The organism is Streptomyces sp. NPDC127038, assembly GCF_042725875.1.
GTDB lineage: Bacteria > Actinomycetota > Actinomycetes > Streptomycetales > Streptomycetaceae > Streptomyces.
Map to the genome: position 1 here is coordinate 61528 of NZ_JBHXDQ010000044.1, position 16129 is coordinate 77656.

The 16129-nt window shown below is 72.8% G+C and carries 11 protein-coding genes and 1 tRNA gene; 10 read left to right on the plus strand and 2 right to left on the minus strand.

The window, feature by feature from the left end; genetic code table 11:
* Positions 1–5: 5 nt before the first annotated feature.
* From ACFWI4_RS26810 to ACFWI4_RS26820, 3 genes are all read left to right on the plus strand, one after another.
* The gene (locus ACFWI4_RS26810; protein WP_387200953.1) at positions 6–587 is read left to right on the plus strand and encodes an amino acid permease; all 582 of its coding nucleotides are present in this window, start codon (positions 6–8) and stop codon (positions 585–587) included.
* Positions 588–854: 267 nt separating this feature from the next.
* Positions 855–1847: a phospholipase D-like domain-containing protein gene (locus tag ACFWI4_RS26815; RefSeq protein ID WP_387200956.1), complete on the plus strand. Its 993-nt coding sequence runs from the start codon at positions 855–857 to the stop codon at positions 1845–1847.
* Positions 1848–1910: 63 nt separating this feature from the next.
* Positions 1911–1990, plus strand: a tRNA-Cys gene (locus ACFWI4_RS26820).
* A gap of 207 nt (positions 1991–2197) precedes the next feature.
* Here the strand turns inward: ACFWI4_RS26820 and ACFWI4_RS26825 are convergent.
* Together ACFWI4_RS26825 and ACFWI4_RS26830 are read right to left on the minus strand one after the other, a co-directional pair.
* Positions 2198–2971, minus strand: a complete 774-nt coding sequence (locus ACFWI4_RS26825) for a hypothetical protein (protein ID WP_387200959.1) — start codon at positions 2969–2971, stop codon at positions 2198–2200.
* 280 nt (positions 2972–3251) lie between these two features.
* Positions 3252–3590, minus strand: a complete 339-nt coding sequence (locus tag ACFWI4_RS26830; RefSeq protein WP_387200962.1) for a hypothetical protein — start codon at positions 3588–3590, stop codon at positions 3252–3254.
* A gap of 2231 nt (positions 3591–5821) precedes the next feature.
* On the opposite strand from ACFWI4_RS26830, the gene ACFWI4_RS26835 reads away from it, so the two are divergent.
* The 7 genes from ACFWI4_RS26835 (at position 5822) to obgE (ending at position 15986) form a co-directional block, all read left to right on the plus strand.
* The gene (locus ACFWI4_RS26835; RefSeq protein WP_387200965.1) at positions 5822–6976 is read left to right on the plus strand and encodes a tetratricopeptide repeat protein; all 1155 of its coding nucleotides are present in this window, start codon (positions 5822–5824) and stop codon (positions 6974–6976) included.
* Positions 6977–7107: 131 nt separating this feature from the next.
* Entirely contained in the window at positions 7108–8337 is a 1230-nt protein-coding gene (locus tag ACFWI4_RS26840) for a hypothetical protein (RefSeq protein WP_387200979.1), read from the plus strand.
* Between the two features lie 48 nt (positions 8338–8385).
* Positions 8386–9174, plus strand: coding sequence for a TIGR03936 family radical SAM-associated protein (locus tag ACFWI4_RS26845; RefSeq protein WP_387200968.1), 789 nt, complete (start codon positions 8386–8388; stop codon positions 9172–9174).
* A 262-nt stretch (positions 9175–9436) separates the two neighbouring features.
* Entirely contained in the window at positions 9437–13465 is a 4029-nt protein-coding gene (locus tag ACFWI4_RS26850) for an Rne/Rng family ribonuclease (RefSeq protein ID WP_387200970.1), read from the plus strand.
* A 257-nt stretch (positions 13466–13722) separates the two neighbouring features.
* Positions 13723–14043 carry a 50S ribosomal protein L21 gene (gene rplU / locus ACFWI4_RS26855; protein ID WP_030601628.1) on the plus strand — a complete coding sequence of 107 codons (321 nt, stop codon included), beginning with the start codon at positions 13723–13725 and terminating at the stop codon, positions 14041–14043.
* A 16-nt stretch (positions 14044–14059) separates the two neighbouring features.
* On the plus strand, positions 14060–14314 hold the full coding sequence (gene rpmA, locus ACFWI4_RS26860) for a 50S ribosomal protein L27 (protein WP_339129322.1): 255 nt from the start codon (positions 14060–14062) through the stop codon (positions 14312–14314).
* Between the two features lie 235 nt (positions 14315–14549).
* Positions 14550–15986, plus strand: coding sequence for a GTPase ObgE (gene obgE / locus ACFWI4_RS26865; RefSeq protein ID WP_387200973.1), 1437 nt, complete (start codon positions 14550–14552; stop codon positions 15984–15986).
* The last annotated feature ends 143 nt before the right edge of the window (positions 15987–16129 follow it).

A 16129-nucleotide genomic window follows, 5' to 3' on the forward strand; every position in this document is an offset into this window, starting at 1 on the left:
CCCAGGTGTTCGCGATCTCGTTCGCGTTCATCTCGGTGGCGGTCGGCATCTTCTCGACCTACGACGACGTGCTCCAGCACGCGGGGCCGGTCGGCATCTGGCTGTGGGTCGTCGCGACGGTCGGACAGGTGCTGGTGGCGCTGGTGGTGGCCCAGCTCGCGGGTCGTATCGCGCTCAGCGGCTCCTCGTACCGGTGGGCCTCACGGCTGGCCAACCCGCGGATCGGACGGGGCTTCGGCCGGCTGGCCTTCTGCTGTCCGGCGATCGCGGTGGCGGCCATCGCCAACGCGCTCGCGAGCCAGGCGTTCATGCCGCTGTTCTGCATGAAGCCGGACGAGGGGACCGCCCGTCTGATCACCCTGGCGATCCTGCTGGTCCAGACCGTGCTCGTCGTGGCCTCGACCCGCCTCGTCGGCCTGATCAACTCGGGCGGCGTGGGGCTCGAACCGGCGCTGGTCGTCGTCGTGGCGCTCGCCCTCGCCGTCGTGGTCCTGGCCACCGGCCGAGTCGGCATGCTGCTGTTCGACCGCCGGGCGCCGGACACCGAGCCCGGAATGCCGGTGGTCTCGGACCCCGGCCGAGGGTAGTCCGCCGGCCCGCTTCCGGACCTCAGCCCCTTCCCTGCCGGGAGGGGGCTTCTTCGGTGTGCCCAGGGGCCCGCTACGAAGACTTTGCGATTGCCCGGGGAGCGCTTGAACCGCCCTCCACCTGGGCGAAGTCCTCTTTGTCCGACCGAACGGCCGACCGGTAACTGCACGTTCACCAACCTCCTCTTCCTCGGCTGTCTACGCGCGTGGTGTCATGCCCACGCCCACAGCCCCCCGGGTGGGCGTCAACTCGGTTAGGAGCCAGACATGTTGTGGAAGTTCCTCGGTCGCGCCGGTGTCGCCCTGACGGCCGGCGTCGCCGTGATCGCGACCGCCGTCCCCGCGAACGCCGCGAGCTACACGGCGTTCGCCTTCTCGCAGAGCAGCGGTCAGCCCGCCATCTACGACTTCATCAACTCGGCCACCACCTCGCTCGACATGACCATGTACGAGCTGGAGGACACCACGGCCGTCAACGACCTCATAGCCCTGGAGAAGAAGGGCGTCGCGGTCCGGGTGATCCTGGACAGCGCGCACAAGTCCGCCAACCAGACGGCGTACGACTCCCTGACGAGCGCGGGTGCCGGCGTGGCCTGGTCGTCGTCCACCTTCGTCTACACCCACCAGAAGACCATCACGGTGGACAGCACCAAGTCGCTGATCCTCACCGGCAATCTGACCTCGCAGTACTACCCGACCGGCCGCGACTACGGCGTGTTCGACGACGACACCCGTGATGTCGCCTCGATCGAGAAGGTGTTCAACGCCGACTACGCGGGCACCGCGATCACGCCGACCGACGGCGACCATCTCCTCTGGTCCCCGACCGACTCCCGCAGCCGTCTGGTGTCCGTGATCAACAGCGCCACCAAGACGCTCGACGTCCAGGAACTGGAGTTCAGCGACAGCACGGTGGTCAACGCCATCGTGGCCAGGGCGAAGGCGGGTGTGGCGGTACGCGTGGTCCTGGAGAGCCCCTCCAGCTACGCCAGCCAGGTGTCCGCGATCAAGGCGGCGGGCGGCAAGGTCGTCGGGTACTCCGACCCCAACGGCTTCTACATCCATGCCAAGGCCATGGTCGCCGACTACGGGCTGTCCACCCAGGAGGTGGAGGCGGGTTCCATGAACATCAGCAGCAACTCGCTCGGCAACAACCGGGAGTTGGGTCTCATCCTCACGGGAACGGGCGTGGCCCAGTCCGTCGCCACGACCATCGAGACCACCTTCAGCAGCGACTACGCCGGAGGCACCGCGGCCTAGGGCCTGTGCGGAGCAGGGCCCGCGGGCGAAATTCGTGTGCCCGGGCTGTCTGCCGGGGCTACCGTTGGCGTCGTTCAGGTGCGCAGGCTGCGGCTACTTCTCCTGCAAAGAGAGCGACGCGGGTTCGAATCCCGCCGCCGGCCCCGGCCGGTGTCGTCCAGCGGCCCAGGATGCCACGTCGCCGCCGCCGACTCCGATCTCTGAGCCTTCGACCGAGCCGCCCGACCCGGGACATCCGGGCGGGCGGCTCGGTCGTTCCGGACGGATGCCTTCCGGGACCTCGGGGGAGTGGTCTTCGGCGCCGTGGAGGTTCCGAGGGCATTCCTCGGAAGCGCGCTTCGGCCCGTCGGTCACACGCCGCCGTTGACGGCGTCGCGCACCGGCTGCCGTGAGACCAGGATCCAGGGCTTGGGACGGCCCGTACGGTCGGCGCAGTTCAGGGTCGCGGGATGGGTCGTGGTGAACGCGACGCAGGCGGCCTCCCAGATCTGGCCCGTGGTGGTGATGACGTCGAACTTGATGCGCTTCACCGTGGTGGACCGGTTGTGCGCGTTGACGGCGACGTCGCAGGGCACGCCGGCGGCGCCGCCCGCGGGATAGTCCGGGCGTGCGGTGAGGTCGGTCCACAGGGCGGTCTGCTTCTCGCCGGTCCGCTGGTCGCGGATGCCCGCGTACGTCCTGCCGTCGATCAGGGCGAGACGGATCTCGAAGTCCTCGGACTCCTGCGCCGAGTCGAGGCCGACACAGGGGCCCGTCGGCCCGGCGGGTCCCGTCGCGCCGGTCTCGCCCCGGGGGCCGGTCGGTCCGGCCGCTCCCACGGCCCCGGGCGGGCCCTGGGGTCCGACGGGCCCGGGTTCGCCCCGCGGTCCCCGCGGACCCCTGCACCCCCTCCGGCCGTCGGCGAGTTCGTGCGGGCGGGCGCCGTCGTCGAGGTGGCGCGGCCCGCAGCGGTCGGCGCCGTCCGGGCCCGCTGCCGCGCGGGGGGTGTCCAGGTCCGCCGGTGTCGCGGGGCCGACCACGCCGGACGCCATCACCAGCGCCAGCGAGGCGACCACGCCCGCCCTCTTGAACCGGCCGCGGGCCCGCGGGCCCGGCGTGCATGCGGTCCGGGACTCGGGATTCATACGGGGGCGCTCCTTGGATCGATGGGTGGGAATTCCCTGAAGCCGATCGCGAGCTTGACCCGTCGACGCCGGTCGGAGCGGTGCATGACCCGGAAACGCGCCATGTTTATCATCAAATCAGCCCAATTGGGGGCCGGATGACGGCCCCTCATGCCGGGTGCCCGTCGCGCGGGCCGCCCGCGGTCCGTCGCCCGTAGTCCGTAGCCCGCCGGCCGCCGCCGGCCGGTTCGCGGTCAGGTTCGGGACCTGGGGGGGGGAACCGGCGGCGGAGGCTCGGGGGTCAGCTGCCGCTGTTGACGGCGTTGGACGACGGCTGGAGGGTCACCGGGGTCCACGGGATGGCGACGTTGTTGGTGTCCGTGCAGAGCAGTGTGGCCGGATGGGTGGAGGTACGGGCCTGGCAGGTGGTCTCCCAGACCTGGCCGGTGGTGGTCACGATGTCGAACTTCAGCGGGTTCGCGGCCGTCTGGCCGTGGCCGTTGACGGAGATGCCGCAGGGAAGGCCGGCCGCGCCGCCCGTGGGGTAGCCGGCGTGCGTGCTGAGGTCGGTCCAGAGGAAGTTCTGGGTCTCGTTGCTGCGCTGGTCGCGGATGCCCGCGTACGCCTTCCCGCCGGTCATCACCGCACGGAGTTCGTAGTCGTTCGTCTCCTGTGAAGCGCTGATGTCGGAGCAGGGGCCGACCGCGCCGGTGACACCGTTGAGACCGTTGACGCCCGGAAGGCCGATGGCGCCGGTGGCCCCTGTGGCACCGGTCGCTCCGGTCGCCCCTTGGGAACCGGTGGCTCCCGTGGCGCCGGTGGTTCCGGCGGTGCCCTGGGTTCCGGTGGGGCCTGTGGCGCCGGTGACACCTTGGGTGCCGGTCGCGCCGGTGACGCCTTGGGCGCCCGTGGCTCCGGTGACGCCCTGCGTCCCGGCCGGGCCGGTGGCGCCCGTCGCTCCGGTGGTGCCTTGGGTGCCGGTCGGGCCTGTGTTTCCGGTGATGCCTTGGATTCCAGTCGCCCCCGTGGCCCCGGTGATCCCCTGGGTTCCGGTGGCGCCGGTGATGCCCTGGGTGCCCTGCGGGCCGGTCGCGCCCGTGATGCCCTGGGTGCCCTGCGGGCCCGTTGCCCCGGTGGCTCCGGTGATGCCCTGGATTCCGTTCGGGCCGGTCGCACCGGTGGCCCCGGTGGTTCCCGTGGAGCCGGTGTCGCCCTGCGTTCCCGTGGCTCCGGTCGCTCCCGTGGCCCCCGTTACGCCAGGGTCGCCCTGAGTGCCGGTCGCGCCCGTGGCGCCGGTGGCTCCCGGGTCTCCCTTGGTTCCCGTGGCTCCTGTGGCTCCTGTGGCTCCAAGGTCACCTTGGGCCCCTGTGGCTCCGGTCGCTCCCGTAGCCCCCGTGAATCCGGGATCGCCCTGCGCTCCAGTGGCGCCGGTGGCTCCCGTGAATCCGGTGGCGCCGGTGGCGCCGGTGGTTCCGGCGGTGCCCTGGGTGCCGGTCGCACCCGTCGCCCCGGGGGCACCCTGGGTCCCGGTGGCTCCGGTCGCGCCCGTGGCGCCGGTGACCCCCGGGTCGCCTTGGGCTCCGGTGGCTCCGGTGGCTCCTGTTGCTCCTGTGGCTCCGGGGTCACCCTGCGCCCCCGTGGCCCCTGTGGCTCCAGGGTCGCCCTGCGCGCCGGTGGCCCCCGTGGCCCCCGTGACTCCCGGGTTGCCCTGGGTCCCGGTGGCACCCGTGGCGCCAGTGGCCCCCGTAACTCCCGGATCTCCCTGCGTCCCGGTTGCTCCGGTAGCTCCGGTGACTCCGGGGTTGCCTTGCGTCCCGGTTGCCCCCGTGGCCCCCGTTGCTCCGGGGTCGCCCTTTGTCCCCGTAGCGCCAGTGGCCCCGGTCGCTCCGGGGTCCCCCTGTGTTCCACCGGCTCTCGTGGCTCCCGTAGCGCCGGTGGCTCCTGTGGTTCCCGGGTCGCCCTGCGTCCCCGTAGCTCCCGTAGCCCCGGTGGCCCCCACGTCCCCCTGAGCCCCGGTCGCCCCCGTGACCCCTGTGTTCCCTTGAGCCCCCGTAGCTCCCGTAGCCCCAGTGGCCCCCACGTCCCCCTGGCCCCCAGTCGCTCCCGTAACCCCTGTGTCTCCCTGGACCCCGGTAGCCCCGGTAGCTCCCGTCGCCCCCGTCGCCCCGGTCACCCCCATGTGTCCCAGCGCCCCAGTCGCTCCGGTCGCCCCCGTCGGACCAGCGGGCCCCGTAGACCCGGTCGACCCCGTCGCGCCCGTGTGGCCCATCGGGCCGCCCGGGCCCGTCGCCCCGGTGTCGCCCTTCGGGCCCCGGGGACCCGTCGGACCCGTCGGGCCGGTCCGGCCCCCGCAGTCGTCCTTGCCGCCGCGCGGGCCGCCGTGACGAGCCGCGTGGGCGTAGTCGTCGTGGTGGGAACCAGGCCTGCACGAGTCGCCGCCGTGCGGGGCCGCCGTCGTGTGGCCGGTCATGCTCCGGGCCACCGCCAGCGCCGGGCTGACCACTCCGGACGCCACCGCCAGTGCCAGCGAGGCGGCCATGCCGGCCTTCTTGAACCGATGCCGGGCCACCGGCCCCAGCAGGGGCGCGTTCCTGGGCTCAGGATTCATCTGCGGGTACTCCTCCATCGATCGGCGGGGAACTCCCCGAAGCCGATCGCGAGCTTCACCCGGCGACGCACCCAAGATCGTCAAGCTTCACCGAAGGGCGCCCCTGTAAATCATCTAATCAGGCTGATTGGGTGATCTCCCGCGCGGGCAATTGCCTCTGGCCGATGCGAACTTGGTCCGTCTGCGGCCAATCGGGCGCTGTTTCGGTGCAGGGCCCCGCACCCGGCTCCCCCGGGCGTCCGGCCTGTGCCACATTGGCCGCCGTGAAGCCGCCGACCATCTGCCTCTGCATGATCGTCAAGAACGAGTCGCGGGTCATCGAACGCTGCCTCGCCTCGGTCCGCCACCTGATCGACACCTGGGTCATCTCCGACACCGGCTCGACCGACGGCACCCAGGACCTGATCCGCGCGGCACTCGCCGGCATCCCGGGCGAACTCCACGAGGAACCCTGGACCGACTTCGGCCACAACCGCACCCGGAACATCCGGCACGCCCGCGGCAGGGCCGACTTCCTGCTCACCCTCGACGCCGACCACGTGCTGCGCCAGGACGCCCCGCTGCCCCCGCTGACGGCGACCTCGTACATGCTGCGGTACGACACCCCCGGCACCCAGCACCGCTTCAAGCACCTGATGCGGGGGGACAGGGACTGGCGCTACGAGGGCGTCACCCACGAATACCCGTGCACCGACGACCCCGACGTCCAGGAGAACCTGGACGCACTGGTGATCGAGGACCACGCCGACGGCGGCTGCCGCGCCGACAAGTTCGAACGCGACGCCCGGCTGCTGCGCGGTGAGCTGGAGCGCGACCCCGCCAACACCCGCACGGTCTTCTACCTCGCCAACACCCAACGCGACCTCGGGAACGCCGAGGAGGCGGTCGCGCTCTACGAGCGGCGCGCGGCGATGGGCGGCTGGCCGGAGGAGGTCTACGTCTCCCTCCTGGAGGCCGGTGTCCTCAAGGCCGAGCGGACCGGGGACTGGCCCGGGGCGATGGACGCGTTCTCGCGCGCCTGGGAGACCCGCCCGCAGCGGCTCGAAGCCTGCTACGAACTGGCCTCCCGGCTGCGGGTCATGGGCCGGCACCACACCGCGCACGCGCTGCTCGCCGCCGTACTCGACCGGCCCGAACCCGACGACCTGCTGTTCACCCGGAGCTGGGTGTACCGCTGGGGTCTGCTCTTCGAGTACTCGATCACCGCCTACTGGGTGGGCGACCACCCGGCGTCGGTCCGGGCCTGCGACCGGCTGCTGGCCCTGCCGGACCTGCCCGACGCGGTCCGGCGCCAGACCGTGCTCAACCGCGAGTTCTCCGTCCAGCGCCTCACCGCCGGCCCGCCGGCGGCCACGGTTCCCCCGGCGGCCGTCGTCCCTCCGGCCGTCACCGTGCCCCCGGCTGCCGCCGCCCGGTAGTCCGGCCGGACGGAACCCGAGGCGGCCGGCCAAGACCCGCACCCCGCAGCCCGAACCCTGCACTCCGCACCCAGCACTCCGGACCCCGTGTGCGGCGCATCCATCGCGGCCACCTGTGCGTCTACGCAGGTATGGATCTGGAAAAGCCGTCCGCCGCCCGGCCCGCCGAGCAGGCCGATGGGTGTCTCGCCGTCGCGATCCGCATTCCGGTGCGGATCGTGGTGCTCGTCCTCGTGGTGCCCGTCCGCATGGTGTGGGACGCGCTCCGCGTCGGCGGGAGGATCCTTCGGGACACCCTGCTCCGGCCGCTGGGGCGAGCGCTCGGGACGGCCCTCGGATGGCTGGCGCGGGCGCTCTTCGTCCGGCCCTGGGTGGCGCTGTGGCGGTACGTCGCCGTGCCGGCCGGCACGCTGCTGGCCCGGCTCGGGCGGGTGCTGCTCGTGGTGCCCGCGGTGTGGCTGTACCGCACGGTCCTCACCCCGCTGGGACACGGTCTCGCCCGCGCCGCCCGGGCCACCGGGTCCGTGCTCGCCCGGCTGTTCACGGGCACCGCGACCGTGCTCGGGTGGCTCCTCGGCGCCGCCGTGACCGTGCTGACCCGGGTCCTCGGCGCCCTCGCGGCCGCGTGCGGCTGGGTGTACGCGCGGCTGCTCACGCCGGCCGGGCGCGTGGCCGCCCTGGTGCTCAAGGCCCTCGGAACGGTCCTCGCGGCCGTCGCGTACGGGACGTACACCGCCGGCGCCTGGCTGGTCAGGTACCTGCTGGTGGTCCCCGCCGTGTGGCTGTACAGGTGGGTCCTCGCTCCCGTCGGCAGGACAGCCGCCCTCCTCGCCGCCGGGCTCTGGCGGATCGTCCGGGCGCTCCTGACGGGCCTGGCCGCCGGCGCGTACTGGACCGCCCGGGTCCTGCTGGTGCTTCCCGCGCTCGCCCTGTGGCGGTGGGTCCTCGTCCCCGCCGGGCGGGTCCTCGCCGTCGTGGCCAGGGAGACCGGCGAGGCGCTCGGACACGCCTGGCGGATCGCCGGGTACGTCTCGCTCGCCGTCGGACGGTTCATCGCGCGTCTGTTCCGGTGGACTTTCGTGGAACCCGCGCGCTGGGTCCACCGGACCGTGCTGACCCCGGTCGGGCACGCCGTGCGCGATCATGTGCTCAAACCCGCCGCCGAGGCGGCGCGCGCGGTCCGGCGGACCGCGCGGCAGACGCTGGAGGCCGCCCGCGACAGCGCCCGGCAGGCCCGCGCCGACTTCCGGCGGATGCTCTTCGGAACCCCCGCGGAACCACTGCCGGTCGCCCGGCGGGAACCAGCGGCCGGTGAGACACGTACTCTTGGTAGCAGTACGACCGCACTCATGAAGGACTGAGCGACACTGGGCAAGCGACAGCCCGAAGGCCCGCCGCCCGCACCCGCGGTGCAGCGCATCCGACTGCGCTACACCAAGCGCGGCCGCCTCCGGTTCACCAGCCACCGTGACTTCCAGCGCGCCTTCGAGCGTGCCCTGCGCCGTGCCGCCGTACCCATGGCGTACTCGGCGGGGTTCACGCCGCACCCGAAGGTGTCGTACGCCAATGCCGCACCCACCGGCACGGGCAGCGAGGCGGAATACCTGGAGATCGCCCTCACCGACCGGCGCGACCCCGAGAAGCTGCGCGAGCTCCTCGACGAGTCGATGCCCCAGGGGCTCGACATCACCGAGGCGGTCGAGGCCCGCGTCTCGGGTCTCGCCGACCGGCTCACCGCCTCCGTGTGGGAGATGCGCCTCGACGGCGTGGACCCCGCGGACGCCGAGCGCGCGGTGGAGGCCTTCAACGCGGCCGAGACCGTGGAGGTCAGCCGCAGGACCAAGAACGGCATGCGGAGGTTCGACGCCCGCAGCGCCGTGGCGAGCCTCGGGACGACCGCCGAGACGCACGGTCCACAGGCTGATAGGCCGACCGACCAGCCCTGTGCGATACTGCGGCTGGTTGTTCGGCACGTGACGCCTGCCGTTCGACCCGACGACGTCCTGTCCGGTCTTCGCGCCGTGGCCGACCTGGCGCCGCCGGTCGCCGCTGCGGTGACCAGGCTGGCGCAGGGGCTGTTCGATGAAGAGACCGGCACGGTGACCGACCCGCTCGCGCCCGACCGCGAGGCAGTCGCAGCCGCCCCAGCCGATCGCACAGGGGCCGCCGAAACTGCCGCCGCGAAGGCGTCGGCGTAAGGAAGGTCCCGCGTAAGGACCGTTGTCGTAGCGCCGCCCTCGTATCCGGGAGCCACCTGGGTCGGGCAGCGCACCGACCTTAAAGACTTTCGCCAGGCCGTACGCACACATGGCGTACGGAACCGGCGAGACAGGACACAGAGAGCTCCCGTGCGGCGCCCGCGCCCCGGACGGCGGCACCGCGCATCGCGCGAGCCGCGGACGTCACCGGCATCGCCGGACCAGGCGCGACGCCCGGGAGCCTGACGGGAGATCCACCCGCATGCTCGAGCCGACCGAACCCACCGAGGGTTCCGACAACAACACCCCCAGCGACACCCTGCCGCCGCGGCGCCGCCGCCGCGCCGCGTCGCGCCCCGCCGGTCCTCCGGTCGCCGCCTCCGAGGCCGCGGCCGAGACCACCGCGCCGGCCATACCGGCCGTCGCGTCCGCCGACCTCGCCGCCGAGGAAGCCCCCACCGGGGACCTGACCTCCGCGGACACCGAGGCCGAGGAGACGGACGAGACCGAAGAGGCCGCGGAGACGGCCGCCGCCGAGGCACAGGCTCCGGCCGAGGCCGACGACGCCGCACCGCGCCGTACGCGCCGCCGTGCCACCCGCCGTGTCTCGGCCCCCGCCGGCGCGCCCGCACCGGCCGGAACCACCGACGCCCCCGAGGCCGAGGAGACCGCGGCGCCCGCCGCCGTCGCCGAGCCCGGGAGCCTGCCCGTCGAGGAGACCGCGGCCGAGGAGCCGGCGCCCGCCGCCCGGACCCGCCGCCGTGCCACCCGTCGCGCCTCCGCCCCCGCCGGGGCGCCCGCCGAGGCCGAGACCGCCGAGGTCGTCACGGCCGCCGCCGAGCCCGTGGCCGCCCCGGTCGCCGAGGAGGCCGGGCCCGAGGCCCCCGCCGAGGAGGCCGCCCCGCGCCGCACGACCCGCCGTCGTGCCACCCGCCGTGCCTCCGCTCCCGCCGGGGCGCCCGAGGGCGACACCGCCGCCGAGCGCGTGGAGGCGCCCGTGAGCAGCGAGAGCAAGCCCGAGGAGCCCGCGCAGCCGGAGGCCGTCGAGGCCGAGGCCGCGCAGACCGAGAGCGCCCGGACCGAGGCCGCGCAGGCCGAGGAAGGTGGCCCGCGCCGCGGCCGCCGCCGCGCCACCCGCAAGGCCGCCGTCGGTTTCTCGGCGCCCGCGCAGAAGGACACCGAGGAGTCCTCGCGGCGCCCGGGCCGTCCGGCCGTCGCCGTGTTCCAGGCGCCGGTGTTCACCGAGCCGATGTTCCAGACGCCCGAGCGGGCCGCCGCAGCGGCCGCCGCCGAAGCGGCCGAGGCCGCCGAGGTGGCCGAGGTCGCCGAACCGGCCGAGGCCGTGCAGGAGCCGGCGGCCCCCCGCAGGCGCCGCCGTCGCCGTGGCTTCGAGGACGAGCCGCAGGCCGTGACCGAGGAGCCGCAGGAGTCCGTCGAGGACACCGAGGCCGACGGGGACGCGGAATCCGCCGAGGACGCGGAGGACGCCGTCGAGGGTGACGAGGGCGAGGAGGAGTCCGCGGGCTCCCGTCGCCGCCGCCGTCGCGGTGGCCGCCGTCGCCGCCGTGGAGAGTCCGCCGAGTCGGACGCGGACGGCGAGGCCGGCGAGGACGACTTCGCCGCCGAGCAGGCCGCGCAGGACGCCGAGGACGCCGCCGAGCAGGCCGAGGAGGACGCCGAGGACGCGGACGAGCGCGAGGAGTCGGGCGGCTCCAGCAGCAGCCGTCGTCGCCGTCGCCGCCGCCGTCGCGCCGGTGACTCCGGCGGAGAAGCCGAGCAGCCCGGCGAGAACGACCCCGAGCGCACCGTCGTCAAGGTCCGCGAGCCGCGTGGCCGGCGCGAGGAGCAGCCCTCGGACGAGGTCCAGTCCATCAAGGGCTCGACCCGTCTGGAGGCCAAGAAGCAGCGCCGGCGCGAGGGCCGTGAGCAGGGCCGCCGCCGTGTCCCGATCATCACGGAGGCCGAGTTCCTGGCCCGCCGTGAGGCCGTCGAGCGGGTGATGGTCGTCCGCCAGAGCGGCGAGCGCACCCAGATCGGCGTCCTCGAGGACAACGTGCTCGTCGAGCACTACGTCAACAAGGAGCAGGCGACCTCGTACGTCGGCAACGTCTACCTGGGCAAGGTCCAGAACGTGCTGCCGTCGATGGAGGCGGCCTTCATCGACATCGGCAAGGGCCGCAACGCGGTGCTCTACGCCGGTGAGGTCAACTTCGAGGCGCTCGGCATGGCCAACGGGCCGCGCCGCATCGAATCCGCCCTCAAGTCCGGCCAGTCGGTCCTGGTGCAGGTCACCAAGGACCCGATCGGCCACAAGGGCGCCCGCCTGACCAGCCAGGTCTCCCTGCCGGGCCGCTACCTGGTGTACGTGCCCGAGGGCTCGATGACCGGCATCAGCCGCAAGCTGCCCGACACCGAGCGCGCGCGTCTGAAGACCATCCTCAAGAAGATCGTCCCCGAGGACGCGGGCGTCATCGTGCGCACCGCCGCCGAGGGCGCGAGCGAGGACGAGCTGCGCCGTGACGTCGAGCGTCTCCAGGCGCAGTGGGAGGACATCCAGAAGAAGGCGAAGAGCGGCAACGCCCCGACCCTGCTCTACGGCGAGCCGGACATGACCGTCCGTGTCGTCCGCGACATCTTCAACGAGGACTTCTCCAAGGTCATCGTCAGCGGCGACGAGGCGTGGGACACCATCCACGGCTACGTCTCCCACGTGGCGCCCGACCTGACCGACCGGCTGTCGAAGTGGACCTCCGAGGTCGACGTCTTCGCCACCTACCGGATCGACGAGCAGCTGATGAAGGCGCTGGACCGCAAGGTCTGGCTGCCCAGCGGCGGTTCGCTGGTGATCGACAAGACCGAGGCCATGATCGTGGTCGACGTCAACACCGGAAAGTTCACCGGCCAGGGCGGCAACCTCGAGGAGACCGTCACCAGGAACAACCTGGAGGCGGCCGAGGAGATCGTGCGCCAGCTGCGGCTGCGCGACCTCGGCGGCATCGTCGTCATCGACTTCATCGACATGGTCCTGGAGTCCAACCGCGACCTGGTGCTGCGGCGCCTGCTCGAATGCCTGGGCCGCGACCGTACGAAGCACCAGGTGGCCGAGGTGACCTCGCTGGGCCTCGTGCAGATGACCCGCAAGCGGGTGGGCCAGGGTCTGCTGGAGTCCTTCTCCGAGACCTGCGTCCACTGCAACGGCCGCGGTGTCATCGTGCACATGGAGCAGCCGACGTCCATCGGCGGTGGCGGCAAGCGCAAGAAGCGCGGCCGCGGCGGTGCCGACCAGGTCCACGAGCACGACCACGACCACGAGCTCACGCAGGATCAGGCCGAGGAGCCGGAGACGGAGACCGAGGCCGAGCTGGCCGCCGAGGTCGCCGCGCCGGTCGCGCTGGCCGAGACCGAGTTCCAGCCCGACGAGGAGCTGTACGGCAGCGCCGCCGAGGCGGAGGCCGCGGCCACCCGTGGCCGTTCCCGCCGCCGCACCTCCCGGCGCGCGTCCGCTCCCGCGGGTGCGCCCAGGACCGAGGAGCGCGCTCCCCGGACGCGGCGCGAGGAGCGTGCCGAGCGCGCCGCCGCGCGGTCCCGTGAGACCGCCGAGGCGGAGCCGTTCGCGGCCGAGGACCCGGTCGTCGAGGCGCCCGTCGCCGAGCAGCCCGTCGTCGAGGCGCCGGTCGCCGAGACCGCCGTGGCCCCCGCGCCGGAGGCCGAGGCCGCTCCCCAGGGCCGTACGCGCCGTCGTGCGACCCGCAAGGTGTCGGCGCCTGCCGGTTCGCCCAGGTCGGCCGAGGAGGCCGTCGTGACGGTCACGGAGCCGGTCGCGGCCCCCGTGGCCGAGACCCCGGCGCAGCCCGCCGAGGAGCCGGAGACGGCGCCCGAGCCGGTGGCCGAGGCCCCCGCCGCGAGCGCCGCGCCGGCCCGTCCGCGCCGTCGTGCCGTGCGCAAGGCCACCGCGCCCACCGCGTCCGCGGAGGCGGCCGTCGTGGTCGTCCCGTCGGCCGCCGCCGAGCCGGTCGCCGAGCCCGTGTCGGAGTCCGCCGAGCCGGAGGCCGCCGAGGCCGACGCCGAGGCGCCGGCCGCGAAGAAGGCGGCGGCCCGCAAGACGGCCAAGAAGGTGACGGCGAAGAAGGCCGCCACCAAGAAGACCGTCGCCGCGAAGAAGACGGCCGCGAAGAAGACCACGGCCAAGAAGGCGACCGCGAAGAAGACGGCCGCCAAGTCCACGGCGAAGAAGACGGCGGCGGCGGAGCAGACGCTCTCCACCGTCACCGCGTCCACCGACGAGAGCTGAGGCTCCCGCACGCCTCCCCGGCCCGCGTCGAGCGGGCCGGGGGACACCGCGTGACCGGTGGCACACCCGCGGGGCCCGGCCTGGTTTGACCCTTTCGGTCGTGGCCCCGTAACCTTGACCGTCGGCGTGTCCCCTGACGCGCCGCATCCCCGTAAACCTCTTCCTCTCGGACACCTCGGTGACCGGGAGAGGCCCTCCGTGTTCGTTCCCGGGCGGCTGGACTGCGGGGTTCCGTTCCGAGCGAAAGAGAGATCCGCGTGTACGCCATCGTGCGCAGCGGTGGTCGCCAGCACAAGGTTGCTGTCGGCGACATCGTTGAGGTTGACAAGATTTCCACCGCCAAGGTTGGCGACACGGTCGAGCTCTCGACCCTGCTCGTTGTCGACGGCGAAGCCGTGACGAGCGACCCCTGGGTCCTTGCCGGCATCAAGGTCCAGGCCGAGGTCGTGGATCACCACAAGGGCGTCAAGATCGACATCCTTCGCTACAAGAACAAGACCGGCTACCGCCGTCGTCAGGGCCACCGCCAGCAGTACACGGCGATCAAGGTCACTGAGATCCCCGCGGCTGCGAAGTAAGGGTAGGGACTGAGACATGGCACACAAGAAGGGCGCATCGTCCACTCGGAACGGTCGCGACTCCAACGCTCAGCGGCTCGGTGTGAAGCGCTTCGGCGGTCAGACCGTCAACGCCGGTGAGATCCTGGTCCGTCAGCGTGGCACCCACTTCCACCCCGGCGTCAGCGTCGGCCGTGGCAAGGACGACACGCTGTTCGCGCTGACCGCCGGTGCGGTCGAGTTCGGCACGCACCGTGGCCGCAAGGTCGTGAACATCGTTCCGGTCGCCTGACCGAGTCCCATCGAGGCTGATCCGGTTCCACGCGCGCCGGATCGCAGGCCTCGGGGCCCAGGCTCCGTAGAACAGAAGTTCTTCGCGAGGCGGACCTCACTTCCCCCACGGGAAGCGGGTCCGCCTTTCGCGTGTTACCCAAGAGACATTCCGTACGTACCGAGGTCCCCGAAGTACGTACGCAACGACGTATCCGAAGTAACCAGATGTAACCGAAGTGCTGGAGGCACCCCACATGACCACCTTCGTGGACCGCGTCGAGCTGCACGTCGCCGCGGGTAGCGGAGGTCACGGCTGTGCCTCCGTTCACCGGGAGAAGTTCAAGCCGCTCGGCGGCCCGGACGGCGGCAACGGCGGCCGTGGCGGTGACGTGATCCTGGTCGTCGACCAGTCCGTCACCACGCTGCTCGACTATCACCATTCCCCGCACCGCAAGGCCACCAGCGGCAAGCCCGGCGAGGGCGGCAACCGCTCCGGCAAGGACGGCCAGGACCTGGTCCTGCCCGTGCCGGACGGCACCGTCGTCCTCGACAAGGCGGGCAACGTCCTCGCGGACCTCGTCGGCCAGGGCACCTCGTACATCGCCGCCGAGGGCGGCCGCGGCGGCCTCGGCAACGCGGCGCTGGCCTCGGCCCGCCGCAAGGCGCCCGGCTTCGCTCTGCTCGGTGTCCCCGGGGGTCTGCAGGACATCGTCCTGGAGCTGAAGACCGTCGCCGACGTGGCCCTCGTGGGCTACCCGAGCGCCGGCAAGTCCTCGCTCATCTCGGTCCTCTCGGCCGCCAAGCCGAAGATCGCGGACTACCCCTTCACGACCCTCGTCCCGAACCTGGGCGTGGTGACCGCGGGCGAGACCGTCTACACCATCGCGGACGTGCCGGGCCTCATCCCCGGCGCCAGCCAGGGCAAGGGCCTCGGCCTGGAGTTCCTGCGCCACGTCGAGCGGTGCAGCGTGCTCGTCCACATCCTGGACACCGCCACCCTCGAATCCGAGCGCGACCCGCTCTCCGACCTCGACATCATCGAGGAGGAGCTCAAGCAGTACGGCGGTCTCGACGACCGTCCGCGCATGGTCGTCCTCAACAAGATCGACGTGCCGGACGGCAAGGACCTCGCGGAGATGGTCCGCCCCGAGCTGGAGGCGCGCGGCTACCGCGTCTTCGAGGTGTCCGCGGTCGCCCACATGGGCCTGCGGGAGCTGTCTTTCGCGCTCGCCGAGCTGGTCGCGCAGTCCCGCGCCGCGAAGCCGAAGGAAGAGGCGACCCGCATCGTCATCCGCCCGAAGGCGGTCGACGACGCCGGCTTCACCGTGACGCCGGAGGAGGACGGCCTCTTCCGCGTGCGCGGCGAGAAGCCCGAGCGCTGGGTGCGCCAGACCGACTTCAACAACGACGAGGCCGTCGGCTACCTCGCCGACCGCCTCAACCGCCTCGGCGTCGAGGCCGCGCTGATGAAGGCGGGCGCCCGCTCCGGCGACGGCGTCGCGATCGGCCCCGAGGAGAACGCGGTCGTCTTCGACTGGGAGCCCACCGTCATGGCCGGTGCCGAGATGCTGGGCCGCCGCGGTGAGGACCACCGCTTCGAGGCCCCGCGGCCCGCGGCCCAGCGCCGCCGGGACCGGCAGGCCGAGCGGGACGAGTCGGAGAAGGAGTACGACGACTTCGAGCCGTTCTAGGGCGGGCTCGGCACGCCCGGTATCGCGGTGACGACATGAAAGGGCGGGCCGGAGGAAATCCTCCGGCCCGCCCTTTAAAGTTACGTTGGGCGCGATAAGCTCTCGTCGCCCTTGATATCCTCGGCTACGTAACAGCGGAGCCA

Bases quoted from the DNA above. Each gene is read 5' to 3' on its own strand.
- ACFWI4_RS26830 (WP_387200962.1), bottom strand. From the start codon at position 3,590: ATGACCGGCGGGAAGGCGTACGCGGGCATCCGCGACCAGCGCAGCAAC.
- ACFWI4_RS26815 (WP_387200956.1), top strand. From the start codon at position 855: ATGTTGTGGAAGTTCCTCGGTCGCGCCGGTGTCGCCCTGACGGCCGGC.
- ACFWI4_RS26850 (WP_387200970.1), top strand. From the start codon at position 9,437: ATGCTCGAGCCGACCGAACCCACCGAGGGTTCCGACAACAACACCCCC.
- ACFWI4_RS26840 (WP_387200979.1), top strand. From the start codon at position 7,108: ATGGATCTGGAAAAGCCGTCCGCCGCCCGGCCCGCCGAGCAGGCCGAT.
- obgE (WP_387200973.1), top strand. From the start codon at position 14,550: ATGACCACCTTCGTGGACCGCGTCGAGCTGCACGTCGCCGCGGGTAGC.
- ACFWI4_RS26825 (WP_387200959.1), bottom strand. From the start codon at position 2,971: ATGAATCCCGAGTCCCGGACCGCATGCACGCCGGGCCCGCGGGCCCGC.
- rpmA (WP_339129322.1), top strand. From the start codon at position 14,060: ATGGCACACAAGAAGGGCGCATCGTCCACTCGGAACGGTCGCGACTCC.